At 71.3% G+C, this 12,813-nt stretch carries 10 protein-coding genes and 2 pseudogenes; 11 read left to right on the top strand and 1 reads right to left on the bottom strand.

All coding sequences use genetic code 11. From position 1 onward, the window contains the following. Window positions 1–106 (top strand): annotated as a pseudogene (locus tag ACYQ8K_RS20450) (TrmH family RNA methyltransferase); the annotation flags it as partial. On the opposite strand, the gene ACYQ8K_RS20455 reads toward ACYQ8K_RS20450, so the two are convergent. Further along, window positions 93–1,172, bottom strand: coding sequence for an oxygenase MpaB family protein (locus tag ACYQ8K_RS20455; RefSeq protein ID WP_459971839.1), 1,080 nt, complete (start codon window positions 1,170–1,172; stop codon window positions 93–95). The pseudogene ACYQ8K_RS20450 and the gene ACYQ8K_RS20455 sit on opposite strands and share 14 nt — an antisense overlap. 211 nt (window positions 1,173–1,383) lie before the next feature. Here ACYQ8K_RS20455 and ACYQ8K_RS20460 point away from each other — a divergent pair, with 211 nt between their 5' ends. The 10 genes and pseudogenes from ACYQ8K_RS20460 (at window position 1,384) to ACYQ8K_RS20505 (ending at window position 12,805) form a co-directional block, all read left to right on the top strand. Then, on the top strand, window positions 1,384–2,295 hold the full coding sequence (locus tag ACYQ8K_RS20460) for an adenylate/guanylate cyclase domain-containing protein (protein WP_459971841.1): 912 nt from the start codon (window positions 1,384–1,386) through the stop codon (window positions 2,293–2,295). 9 nt (window positions 2,296–2,304) lie between these two features. Next, on the top strand, window positions 2,305–3,123 hold the full coding sequence (locus ACYQ8K_RS20465; RefSeq protein ID WP_459971842.1) for a rhomboid-like protein: 819 nt from the start codon (window positions 2,305–2,307) through the stop codon (window positions 3,121–3,123). Between the two features lie 147 nt (window positions 3,124–3,270). After that, a complete protein-coding gene (gene pheS / locus ACYQ8K_RS20470) occupies window positions 3,271–4,314 on the top strand; it encodes a phenylalanine--tRNA ligase subunit alpha (RefSeq protein ID WP_459971844.1) in 1,044 nt (347 codons plus the stop codon). Beyond that, window positions 4,314–6,809, top strand: a complete 2,496-nt coding sequence (gene pheT, locus ACYQ8K_RS20475; RefSeq protein WP_459971846.1) for a phenylalanine--tRNA ligase subunit beta — start codon at window positions 4,314–4,316, stop codon at window positions 6,807–6,809. The genes pheS and pheT overlap by 1 nt, the downstream gene beginning before the upstream one ends. Before the next feature lie 30 nt (window positions 6,810–6,839). Continuing rightward, window positions 6,840–7,899 (top strand): annotated as a pseudogene (gene argC, locus ACYQ8K_RS20480) (N-acetyl-gamma-glutamyl-phosphate reductase). Continuing rightward, the gene (argJ, locus tag ACYQ8K_RS20485; RefSeq protein WP_459971848.1) at window positions 7,896–9,107 is read left to right on the top strand and encodes a bifunctional glutamate N-acetyltransferase/amino-acid acetyltransferase ArgJ; all 1,212 of its coding nucleotides are present in this window, start codon (window positions 7,896–7,898) and stop codon (window positions 9,105–9,107) included. The pseudogene argC and the gene argJ overlap by 4 nt, the downstream one beginning before the upstream one ends. Continuing rightward, window positions 9,104–10,042, top strand: a complete 939-nt coding sequence (argB, locus tag ACYQ8K_RS20490; RefSeq protein ID WP_459971850.1) for an acetylglutamate kinase — start codon at window positions 9,104–9,106, stop codon at window positions 10,040–10,042. Before argJ ends, argB begins: the two co-directional genes overlap by 4 nt. A 38-nt stretch (window positions 10,043–10,080) precedes the next feature. Further along, entirely contained in the window at window positions 10,081–11,232 is a 1,152-nt protein-coding gene (locus ACYQ8K_RS20495) for an acetylornithine transaminase (protein WP_459971910.1), read from the top strand. Window positions 11,233–11,310: 78 nt separating this feature from the next. Then, complete coding sequence (argF, locus tag ACYQ8K_RS20500) at window positions 11,311–12,237, top strand: ornithine carbamoyltransferase (protein WP_459971852.1); 927 nt, start codon at window positions 11,311–11,313, stop codon at window positions 12,235–12,237. Window positions 12,238–12,310: 73 nt separating this feature from the next. Further along, a complete protein-coding gene (locus ACYQ8K_RS20505) occupies window positions 12,311–12,805 on the top strand; it encodes an arginine repressor (RefSeq protein WP_459971854.1) in 495 nt (164 codons plus the stop codon). Window positions 12,806–12,813 lie beyond the last annotated feature (8 nt).

A 12,813-nucleotide genomic window follows, 5' to 3' on the forward strand; every position in this document is an offset into this window, starting at 1 on the left:
GCGCATCCCCATGGCCGGCGGCGCGGAGAGCCTCAACGTGGCGTCGGCCGCGGCCATCTGTCTGTATCAGAGCGCGCGGGCCCTGGGCCTGCCTACGCGGCCGTAGCCGGCCGCTTCGGCCGACCGCGGCCCGCGCGCAGACCGGCCAGCGACAGCGTCGTGTGCACCAGCGATCCGGCGCGCTCCATCAGCACCCGGGCGGGTTGCAGCGCGGGGTCGAGCGGCGACTTGGGCGCCGGGGGAAAGTAGTGCATCGGCAGCCCGCGGCGGTCGCGCGGCGGCGCCATGAACGGCGGGGCCTCGACCAGCGGCGCGTCGCTGGGCAGCCGTCCCTCGGCGCGGCGGTAGGCGGCCAGCGCCCGCGGATGCAGCCGGATCTCGTCGGGCACCGCCAGGAATGCCAGTTCGACGAGCTTGCCGAACAGCCGCAGCAATATCTCGTCGCCCGGCGTCCAATGCATGCCGGCCTTCTCGCGCACCGCGGGCTCGAAGAGTCCCGCCGCGATCCAGCGCTGGCCGGCGACCAGCGGCTTGAAGATCTGGTCCCAGATCGGGGTCGGCATCAACACGAATTTCGGCTTGGGGATGCGCATTTGGAAGATGTCGAGCGTTGCCTGGTTGATTTCCAGGGTGTCGCGGCCGGTGCGCTCCCAGTACTCCTGGAAGTCCTCCCAGGTTTCGGGCACCGGCCGCATGCTCATCCCGTACATCCGGTACCACTGCACGTGCTCGGCGAACAGCTGCCGCTTCTCGGCCTCGGTCAGTCCACCGCAGAAGTACTCGGCCACCTTGACGATCAGCATGAAGAACGTGGCGTGCGCCCAGTAGAAGGTCTCCGGGTTGAGCGCGTGATAGCGCCGCCCGGCCGCGTCGGTGCCCTTGATGGTGTGGTGGTAGCTGGTGATCTGCCGGCCGGTCTGCGATGCCCGGTCGCCGTCGTAGACCACGCCCATGATCGGGTAGACCGACCGGGCCACCCGCTGCAGCGGCTCCCGCAGCAGGATCGAATGCTCCTCGACGGCCGCGCCGAGTTCGGGGTACATGTTCTGAATCGCGCCGATCCAGACGCCCATCATTCCGGTGCGCAGATCGCCAAAATACTTCCAGGTCAGGGAATCTGGTCCGAGCGGGTCCGCGGATCCGCTCCCGCAAGCGTTCACAGTGCCAGTCATCGCGGCCTCCTGCTCCGATTGCGCTCACGATAACTTTGACAACGCGCGTTGTCTACGATTTCGGCGATGTGTTTCGCGAGGGTGTTATCGAGCTTCCACATCGGTGTGGCGCCACCGTGATCAGGTGGTTCGGTGCGAGATGTGACACATCCGGCAGAACCCGCTCGGACTGTCGTTGGCTGCCTGGAAGGAAAACAAATAACCTGGCCAGGTGGAACTCGCGCGTCGCGATCTGGACCCGGGTGAGCCCGAAGAGACCGAGGCGCAATCCGTTACGCAACGCTCTCCACTGCACGGCGCGACCCAATGGCTGCACAGCCGCAACCGCAGTCCCGGGGCGGTTGCGTTGATCCGGCGCGCGCGCAAACTGCTGCCCGGCGACCCCGAGTTCGGCGATCCGCTGTCCACGGCGGGCGATGGCGGTCCGCGCGCCGCGGCGCGCGCGGCCGACCGGCTGCTGGGGGACCGCGACGCGGTGTCGCGCGAGTTCAGCCTCGGGGTGCTGCAGGTGTGGCAGGCGCTCACCGAGGGGGTGTCGCGCCGGCCGGCCAACGCGGAGGTGACGCTGGTCTTCACCGACCTGGTCGGCTTCTCGACGTGGTCCCTGCAGGCCGGCGACGACGCGGCGCTGGCGCTGCTGCGCCAGGTGGCGCGTGCGGTCGAGCCACCCCTGCTCGACGCCGGCGGACACATCGTCAAACGAATGGGCGACGGCCTGATGGCCGTGTTCGGCGATCCGACGGTCGCCGTGCGCGCCGTACTGGCCGCCAAGGAGGCGCTGAAATCGGTCGAGGTGGCGGGTCATACGCCCCGGATGCGGGTCGGGATTCACACCGGTCGACCCCAGCGACTGGCGGCGGACTGGCTCGGCGTCGATGTGAATATCGCCGCACGAGTTATGGAAAGGGCCACCAAGGGTGGAATCATGGTGTCGAGTTCAACGTTAGATCTCATACCGCAAAGCGAGTTGGACGCGTTGGGCGTCGAGGCCAAACGCACGAGGAAGCCGGTTTTCGGGCCGAAGCCCGCCGGCATTCCCGACGATTTGGCGATATATCGCCTCAAGCTTCTTAAGGAGTTGTCAGGCCCTGATGACACAGCCGAGACGAAACCGCAGCCATAATGGATGCCAATGTTAGGGGGCATCGTGTCCCGGCTCGCCCGGGTCCAATTCACTCTGGGGTATGCGGCGCTGCTGCTTGCCATCAGCTGCGCGATCCTGGCCCTCGGTCCCCACGCGCATGACGTCATCGTTCAGCGCGCCAGCACCAACGTGCACAATCTGGCCCACGGCCACCTGGGCACGCTGCTGGGCAGCGCTCTGGTGGTCGACGCCGGCCCGCTCTACTTCTGGCTGCCCTTCCTGACCTGCCTGCTGGCGCTGGCCGAGCTGCATCTTCGCACCATCCGGCTGGTCGTGGCCTTTCTGGTCGGCCACATCGGCGCGACGCTGCTGGTGGCCGCCGCGCTGGCCGCCTCGGTCGAATTCGGCTGGCTGCCCGTGTCGATCACCCGGGCCAGCGACGTCGGCATGAGCTACGGCGCGCTGGCGGTGCTCGGCGCGATGACGGCGGTAATCCCGTCGCGCTGGCGGGCCGCCTGGGTCGGCTGGTGGGTGTCGGCGGGCATCGCGTCGGCGATCATCGGCGGCGACTTCACCGACGCCGGCCACACCGTCGCCGTGATCCTGGGCGTGCTGGTCTCCGCCCGGTTCCGGCAGCCGATCCACTGGACGCCGGCGCGCTACCTGATGCTGGCGGCGTCCTCGGGCTTCGGCTTCCTGATGCTGGCCCACCACTGGGGGACCCTGGCGGCGACGCCGGTGTTCGGCCTCGTGGGCGCCTTCGTCGCCTACAAGCTGGCGAAGTTCGCCGGCGGTCGCGGCCTGCCTGCCCTGCCGCTCGACGGCGAGGAACCGCTGGCCGGCCCGCAGCCGGCCGTCGCCGGCTGAGCCCCTTCGCTCGGCCAACTCTGCTCGCGCGGCCCCAGGCCGCTCAACTGCCACGCGCCCGCCGGGCGCCACGCGCCGAATCACTATGATCAGCACTTGCCTCCAGGCAACCTGCAGCCAACCAACAGCCAAGGAGAGTGTCGCCGCGTGGGTGATCAACCCGTGGACCTGTCGCCGGAAGCCCTGGCCCGAGCGGTCAGCGCCGCCCGGGAGGCCTTCACGCGCGCCGGCGATCTCGACACCCTGGCGCGCGTCAAGACCGAGCACCTCGGCGACCGCTCACCGCTGGCCCTGGCGCGCCAGGTGCTGGGCGGCGTCCCCAAGGACGAGCGGGCCGACGCCGGCAAGCGGGTCAACGCCGCCCGCGCCGAGGCGCAGCAGGGCTACGACGAAAGGCTCGCGGTCCTGCGCGCCGAGCGCGACGCCGCGGTGCTGGTCGCCGAAGGCGTCGACGTCACGCTGCCGTCGACCCGGCAACCGACCGGCGCCCGGCACCCGATCACGATCCTGGCCGAACACATCGCCGACACCTTCATCGCCATGGGTTGGGAACTGGCCGACGGCCCCGAGGTCGAGTCCGAGCAGTTCAACTTCGACGCGCTGAACTTCCCTGCCGACCACCCAGCCCGCAGCGAGCAGGACACCTTCTACGTCGCGCCCGACGGTTCCCGGCAGCTGCTGCGCACCCACACCTCACCGGTGCAGGTGCGCACCCTGCTCGCGCGCGAGCTCCCCGTCTACATCGTCTCGATCGGCCGCACGTTCCGCACCGACGAACTCGACGCCACCCACACGCCGGTGTTCCACCAGGTCGAGGGCCTCGCGGTGGACCGCAGCCTGACGATGGCGCACCTGCGCGGGACGCTGGACGCGTTCGCGCGCGCCGAGTTCGGACCCGAGGCCCGCACCCGCATCCGGCCCCACTTCTTCCCGTTCACCGAGCCGTCCGCCGAGGTCGACGTGTGGTTCGTCGGTAAGAAGGGCGGCGCCGGCTGGGTGGAGTGGGGCGGCTGCGGGATGGTGCATCCGAACGTGTTGCGCGCCGCGGGGATTGACCCGGCCGTCTACTCCGGCTTCGCCTTCGGGATGGGACTGGAACGAACGCTGCAGTTCCGCAACGGGATTCCGGACATGCGCGACATGGTCGAGGGCGACGTCCGGTTCTCGCTTCCGTTCGGGGTCGGTGCCTGATGCGCGTTCCGTACAGCTGGCTACGTGAGATCGTGGCGGCGGGCGCGCCGGGCTGGGATGTCACCCCCGCCGACCTCGAGCAGGCGCTGGTGCGCATCGGCCACGAGGTCGAGGAGGTCGCCACCCTCGGGCCGGTCGAGGGCCCGCTGACCGTGGGCCGGGTCACCGCCATCGAGGAGCTCACCGGTTTCAAAAAGCCGATCCGGTTCTGCCACGTCGACGTCGGCGGGGGCCAGGACCGTGAGATCGTCTGCGGCGCAACCAACTTCGCCGTGGGTGATCTGATCGTCGCCGCCCTGCCCGGCACCACGTTGCCGGGCGATTTCACAATCGCCGCCCGCAAGACCTACGGCCGCAATTCCGACGGCATGATCTGCTCGGCGGCCGAACTCGGCTTGGGCGCCGACCATTCCGGAATCCTGGTGCTGCCGCCGGGCACCGCCGACCCGGGCGCCGACGGCGCCGCCGTGCTGGGCCTGGACGACGTCATCTTCCACCTGGCGATCACACCCGACCGCGGCTACTGCATGTCGCTGCGCGGCCTGGCCCGCGAGATCGCCTGCGCCTACGACCTGGACTTCGTCGACCCGGCCGGCGCTCAGGTGATCAAGCCGCTGCCGGTCAACGGAGAGGCCTGGCCGCTGACCGTGCAACCCGGCACCGGGGTGCGGCGCTTCGCGCTGCGCCCGGTCACCGGCATCGACCCCGCGGCCGTGTCGCCCTGGTGGCTGCAGCGCCGGCTGCTGCTGTCCGGCATCCGCGCGGCCTCCCCGGCGGTCGACGTGACCAACTACGTGATGCTCGAGCTCGGTCACCCCATGCACGCCCATGACCGCAAGCGGATCACCGGAAGCTTCGGCGTGCGGTTCGCCCGGCCCGGCGAGACCGTGGTGACCCTCGACGACATCGAGCGCAAGCTGGAGCCGGCCGACGTCCTCATCGTCGACGACACGGCGACCACCGCGATCGGCGGCGTGATGGGCGCGGCGAGCACCGAGGTGCGCGCCGATTCGACCGACGTGCTGCTCGAGGCCGCGGTCTGGGACCCCGCCGCCGTCTCGCGCACCCAGCGCAGGCTGCACCTGCCCAGCGAAGCCGCCCGCCGCTACGAGCGGGGTGTGGATCCGGCGATCTCGGTGGCCGCGCTGGACCGGTGCGCCACGCTGCTCGCCGACATCGCCGGCGGAGTGGTCTCCGACGGCCTGACCGACTGGCGCGGCGACCCACCGCGCGACGACTGGTCGCTCCCACCCATCGAGATCTCCGTGGACCTGCCGGATCGCGTCGCTGGGGTGGGCTACGCCCCGGGCGCGACGGCCAGGCGGCTCGCCCAGATCGGCGCCGACTTGGCGGAGCGTGGGGACACCCTGACCGTGACCCCACCCAGCTGGCGGCCCGACCTCGTGCAGCCCGCCGACCTCGTCGAGGAGGTGCTGCGCCTGGAGGGGCTCGAGGTCATCCCGTCGGTGCTGCCGCCGGCGCCGGCCGGCCGCGGCCTGTCCGCCGTCCAGAAGCGCCGCCGCGCCATCGGCAAGTCCCTGGCCCAGTCCGGCTATGTCGAGATCCTGCCGACGCCGTTCTTGCCCGCGGGCGTGTTCGACCTGTGGGGCCTGCCGGCCGACGACCCGCGGCGCATCACCACCGACGTGCTCAACCCGCTGGAGGCAGACCGCCCGCACCTGGCCACCACGCTGCTGCCCGCATTACTGGAAGCGTTGGTGCGCAACGTGTCTCGCGGCCTGGTCGACGTCTCGCTGTACGCGCTGGCCCAGGTGGCCCAGCCGACGGCGGACACCCGCGCGGTGGACCTCATCCCCGTCGACCGCCGGCCCACCGACGCCGAGATCGCCGCGCTCGACGCGTCCTTGCCGCGGCAGCCGCAGCACGTCGCGGCGGTGCTGACCGGCCTGCGCGAACTTCGCGGGCCCTGGGGCCCGGGCCGCCGGGCCGAGGCCGCCGACGCGTTCGAGGCGGTCCGCATCATCGCCCGCGCGAGCGGAATCGAGGTGCGGTTGCGCGCGGCCCAGCAGCTACCGTGGCATCCGGGGCGGTGTGCCGAAGTGCTCGTCGGGGACGCCCCGGTGGGTTACGCGGGCCAGCTGCATCCCGCGGTGATCGAGCGCTCCGGCCTGCCCAAGGGCACCTGCGCCCTGGAGCTGAACCTGGATGCGATGCCCATCGGCGCGGCGCTGCCGGCGCCCCGGGTGTCGCCGTTCCCGGCCGTCTTCCAGGACGTCAGCCTGGTGGTGGCCGCGCACGTGCCGGCGCAGGCGGTGGCCGACGCCGTCCGCGAGGGCGCGGGGGAGCTGCTCGAAGACCTGCAGCTGTTCGACGTGTTCACCGGCCCGCAGATCGGCGAGGACCGCAAGTCGCTGACCTTCGCGCTGCGGTTCCGCGCGCCCGATCGCACGCTCACCGAGGACGACGCCACCGCGGCCCGCGACGCGGCGGTCCGCCGCGCCGCCGAGGCGGTCGGCGCGGAGCTCCGCGGCTAGTGGAATGGATTTGCAAACCACTGCATAAACATGCAGAATCGGCGGAATGGCCGACGGAATGAAGGTGGCGGTTGCCGGTGCCAGCGGCTACGCGGGCGGCGAAATCCTGCGCCTGCTACTGGGGCACCCGGCCTACGCGCAGGGGCGCCTGACCATCGGCGCGGTGACCGCGGCCGCCAGCGCCGGCAGCACCCTCGGCGAGCACCACCCGCACCTGACGGCGCTGGCGCAGCGTGTGGTGGAGCCGACCGAGCTCGACGTGCTCGCCGGCCACGACGTGGTGTTCCTGGCCCTGCCGCACGGTCATTCGGCCGCGCTGGCCGAACGGCTCGGGCCCGACACGTTGATCATCGACTGCGGCGCCGACTTCCGGCTCACCGACGCCGGGGCGTGGGAGCGGTTCTACGGATCGCCGCACGCCGGCAGCTGGCCTTACGGGCTGCCGGAGCTGCCCGGCGCGCGCGAGCGGCTGCGCGGCGCCCGCCGCATCGCGGTTCCGGGCTGCTACCCGACCGCGGCGCTGCTGGCGCTGCTGCCCGCGGTGGCCGAGGACCTGATCGAACCGGCTGTCACCGTGGTCGCCGTCAGCGGCACCTCCGGGGCCGGCCGCGCGGCCAAGCCCGACCTGCTGGGCGCGGAGGTCATCGGCTCGGCCCGGGCCTACAACATCGCCGGAGCGCACCGGCACACCCCCGAGATCGCCCAGGGTCTGGGCGCGGTCACCGGCCGCGACGTGACCGTGTCGTTCACCCCGGTGCTGATCCCGACATCGCGCGGCATCCTGGCGACCTGTACCGCGCGCACCCGCGCGCCGCTGGCCCGGCTGCGGGAGGCCTATGAAAAGGCTTATGACGCCGAACCTTTCATCTACCTGATGCCCGACGGGCAGCTGCCCCGCACCGGGGCGGTGATCGGCAGCAACGCGGCGCACATCGCCGTCGCGGTGGACGAGGCGGCGAACACCTTCGTGGCAATCGCCGCGATCGACAATCTGGTCAAGGGAACGGCCGGCGCCGCCGTGCAGTCGATGAACCTGGCGCTGGATTGGCCGGAGACGGAAGGCCTTTCGGTGATCGGGGTGGCGCCGTGACGTCCACTGCGCAAGCGCGGCTGCTGCGCGAACAGGGCGTCACCGCGCCGGCCGGATTCCGGGCCGCGGGCATCGCCGCCGGAATCAAGGCGTCGGGCAATCGCGATCTGGCCCTGGTCTTCAACGAGGGACCCGACTACGCGGCGGCCGGGGTGTTCACCCGCAACAAGGTCAAAGCCGCGCCGGTGCTGTGGAGCCAGCAGGTGCTGAGCACCGGCGCGTTGCGCGCGGTGATCCTCAACTCCGGCGGCGCCAACGCCTGCACCGGGCCCGGCGGGTTTCAGGACACGCACGCCACCGCGGAGGCCGTCGCGGCCGCGCTGTCGGATTGGGGAACCGAGACCGGAGCCGTCGAGGTCGCGGTGTGCTCGACCGGGCTGATCGGTGACCGGTTGCCGATGGACAAGGTGCTCGCCGGGGTGCGCACGATCGTGCAGGACATGGCCGGGGGGCTGTCCGGCGGCGACGAGGCGGCCCAGGCGATCATGACCACCGACACCGTGCCCAAACAGGTTGCGCTGCACCATCCGGGCAACTGGACGGTCGGCGGAATGGCCAAGGGCGCCGGCATGCTCGCCCCGTCGCTGGCGACGATGCTCTGCATCCTCACCACCGACGCGGCCGTCGACGCCGCCGCCCTGGACTCCGCGCTGCGCCACGCCAGCGCCCGCACCTTCGACCGGCTCGACATCGACGGCGCCTGCTCGACCAACGACACGGTGCTGCTGCTGGCCTCGGGGGCCAGCGGCATCGCGCCCAGCCAGGCCGAACTCGACGAGGCCGTGCTGCGGGTCTGCGACGACCTGTGCGCCCAGCTGCAGGCCGACGCCGAGGGCGTCACCAAGCGGGTCAACGTCACAGTTCAGGGCGCGGCCTCCGAGGACGACGCCCTGGTCGCCGCCCGAACGATCGCCCGCGACTCCCTGGTCAAGACGGCGGTGTTCGGCTCGGACCCCAACTGGGGCCGGGTGCTCGCCGCCGTCGGCATCGCGCCCATCGCCCTGGACCCCGACCGGATCACGGTGTCGTTCAACGGCTTTACGGTCTTCGCCGACGGGGCGGGGGCGCCGGGCGCGCGCGAGGTGGATCTCTCCGAGGCCGACATCGACATCATTGTCGACCTGGGGCTCGGCGATGGCCGGGTGACCATCCGGACCACCGACCTGTCGCACGGTTACGTCGAAGAGAACTCGGCCTACAGCTCATGAGTTCAGCCACCGAATCGCTGCCCACCGCGGTCAAGGCGCAGGTGCTCGCCGAAGCCCTGCCCTGGCTCAAGCAGCTACACGGCAAGATCGTCGTCATCAAGTACGGCGGCAACGCGATGACCGACGACACCCTGCGCCACGCGTTCGCCGCCGACATGGCGTTCCTGCGCAACTGCGGCGTCCATCCCGTCGTCGTGCACGGCGGCGGCCCGCAGATCAGCGCGATGCTGCGCCGGCTCGGGATCCCGGGCGACTTCAAGGGCGGATTCCGGGTCACCACACCGGAAGTGCTCGACGTGGCGCGGATGGTGTTGTTCGGCCAGGTCGGCCGCGAGCTGGTCAACCTGATCAACGCGCACGGGCCGTATGCCGTCGGCATCACCGGCGAGGACGCCCAGCTGTTCACCGCGGTGCGGCGCAGCGTCACCGTGGACGGCGTGGCCACCGACATCGGCCTGGTCGGGGACGTCGAACGGGTCAACACCGCCGCAGTGCTGGATCTCATTGCCGCGCGGCGCATTCCGGTGGTGTCGACCCTGGCCCCGGATGCCGAGGGTGTGGTGCACAACATCAACGCCGACACCGCCGCGGCGGCGCTGGCCGAGGCGCTGAACGCCGAGAAGCTGTTGATGCTCACCGACGTCGAAGGCCTGTACACCAGCTGGCCGGACCGCGATTCGCTGGTCAGCGAGATCGACACCGCCACACTGACACAACTGCTACCCACGCTGGAGGCCGGCATGATTCCCAAAGTCGAAGCCTGCCTGCGGGCGGTGAGTGCGGGCGTGCCGAGCGCGCACGTGATCGACGGGCGCGTCGAACACTGCGTGCTGGTCGAGCTGTTCACCGACGAGGGCACCGGAACCAAGGTGGTGCGCACCCGCGATGATGCAGAGCGCAGCGATGAGGAGGAGCGGCGGAGGTGGAAAGCGTGACGGCGACGGACGACATCAAGCGGCGGTGGGAAGCCGTGATGATGAACAACTACGGCACTCCGCCGATGGCCTTGGCCAGCGGCGACGGCGCCACAGTCACCGACGTGGACGGCAACACGTATCTCGACCTGCTCGGCGGCATCGCGGTCAACGTCCTGGGCCACCGCCACCCGGCGATCATCGAGGCCGTCACCCGCCAGATGTCGACGCTGGGCCACACGTCGAATCTGTACGCCACCGAACCCAGCCTCGCGCTGGCCGAGGAACTGGTCTCCCTGCTCGGCACCGATTCCCCGGCGCGGGCGTTCTTCTGCAACTCCGGGACCGAGGCCAATGAGGTGGCGTTCAAGCTGTCGCGCCTCACCGGACGCACCAAACTGATTGCCGCGCAAGAGGCTTTCCACGGCCGGACCATGGGCTCGCTGGCGCTGACCGGGCAGCCGAGCAAGCAGGCGCCGTTCGCGCCGCTGCCCGGCGACGTCACGCACGTGCCCTACGGCGACACCGACGCGCTGGCCGCCGCGGTCGACGACGCCACCGCCGCGGTGTTTTTGGAGCCGATCATGGGGGAGAGCGGCGTGGTCGTCCCGCCCGAGGGATACCTCGTCGCCGCCCGCGACATCACCGCGCGGCACGGGGCACTGCTGGTGCTCGACGAGGTGCAGACCGGGATGGGCCGCACCGGAACGTTTTTCGCCCACCAACACGACGGCATCACCCCCGACGTGGTGACGCTGGCGAAGGGGCTCGGCGGCGGCCTGCCGATCGGCGCCTGCCTGGCCATCGGCCCGGCCGCCGACCTGATGACCCCCGGCCTGCACGGCAGCACCTTCGGCGGCAACCCCGTGTGCGCGGCGGCGGCGCTGGCGGTGCTGCGGGTGCTGTCCGAGGAGAACTTGGTCCGGCACGCGGAGGTGCTGGGCAAGTCGCTGCGGCACGGCATCGAGGCGCTCGGCCACCCGCTGGTCGACCACGTGCGCGGCCGGGGGCTGCTCTGCGGCGTGGCGCTCACCGCGCCGCGCGCCAAGGACGCCGAAGCGGCCGCCCGCCGGGCCGGCTTCCTGGTGAACGCGGCCGCACCCGACGTCATCCGGCTGGCGCCGCCGCTGATCATCACCGAAGCCCAGGTCGACGGCTTCGTCGCCGCGCTGCCGGGCATCCTCGACGACGCCGCTGGAGCCGCAGCATGACCCGCCGCGCGCCAACGACGATGCAGAGCGAAGCGATGAGGTGGGGGCACCTCCCGGTTGCGGGGAAGAGTGGCGCAGATGGCTAAGCATTTCCTGCGCGACGACGACCTGTCGCCCGCCGAGCAGGCCGAGGTTTTGCAGCTGGCCGCCGAGCTGAAAAAGGATCCGCTGCGCGCCCGCCCGCTGGAGGGTCCGCGCGGCGTCGCGGTCCTCTTCGACAAGAACTCCACCCGCACGCGGTTCTCGTTCGAGGTGGGCATCGCCCAGCTCGGCGGGCACGCCGTCGTCGTCGACGCGCGCAGCACCCAGCTGGGCCGCGACGAAACCCTCGAGGACACCGCGCGGGTGCTGTCGCGCTACGTCGAGGCCATCGTCTGGCGGACGTTCGGACAGGACCGCCTCGACGCGATGGCCTCGGCCGCGACGGTGCCGGTGGTCAACGCGCTCTCCGACGAGTTCCACCCCTGCCAGGTGCTGGCCGATCTGCAGACCATCGCCGAGCGCAAGGGCTCGCTGACCGGGTTGCGGATGACCTATCTCGGTGACGGCGCCAACAACATGGCCCACTCGCTGATGCTCGGCGGCGTCACGGCCGGCCTGCACGTCACCATCGCCGCGCCCGACGGCTTCGCCCCGGACGAGGCGTTCGTGGCCGCGACCCGGCGGCGCGCCGAGGACACCGGCGCCTCGGTCACCGTCACCGCCGACGCCGACGCGGCCGCGCGCGGCGCCGACGTGCTGGTCACCGATACCTGGACGTCGATGGGGCAGGAGGACGACGGGCTGGACCGCCTCACCCCGTTCCGGCCCTACCAGATCAACGCGCGGCTGCTGTCCCTGGCCGACCCGGAAGCCATTGTGCTGCATTGCCTTCCGGCACACCGCGGCGACGAGATCACCGACGAGGTGATGGACGGGCCGGCCAGCGTGGTGTGGGACGAGGCCGAAAACCGGTTGCACGCCCAGAAAGCGCTGCTGGCCTGGCTGCTGGAGCGGTCCCGATGACCCCGTGCCGGCGACGATGCAGAGCGAAGCGATGCGGTGGGGGCACCTCCCGCTTGCGGGGGAGAGTGGCGCAATGACCCGCAGCAGGGCCACCCCCGAAACCACCCGGGCCGGCCGGCAGGCCCGCATCGTGGCCATCCTGTCGTCGGCCGAGGTGCGCAGCCAGAGCGAACTGGCCGCACTGCTGGCCGACGAGGGCATCGACGTCACCCAGGCCACCCTGTCGCGGGACCTGGAGGAGCTGGGCGCGGTGAAGCTGCGCGGCGCCGACGGGGGTGTCGGCGTGTACATGGTCCCCGAGGACGGCAGCCCGGTGCGCGGGGTGTCCGGCGGGACAGCGCGGTTGTCCCGGCTGCTGAGCGAATTGCTGGTGTCGGCGGATGCCAGCGCCAACCTCGCGGTGCTGCGCACGCCGCCCGGCGCCGCCGACTACCTGGCCAGCGCGATCGACCGCGCGGCGCTACCGTACGTCGTCGGCACCATCGCCGGCGACGACACCGTCTTCGTGGCCGCTCGCGAGCCGATGACCGGCGCCGAGCTCGCCACCACCCTGGAAAAACTCACGTAAGCGTTTCA

The organism is Mycobacterium sp. MUNTM1, from assembly GCF_054660795.1.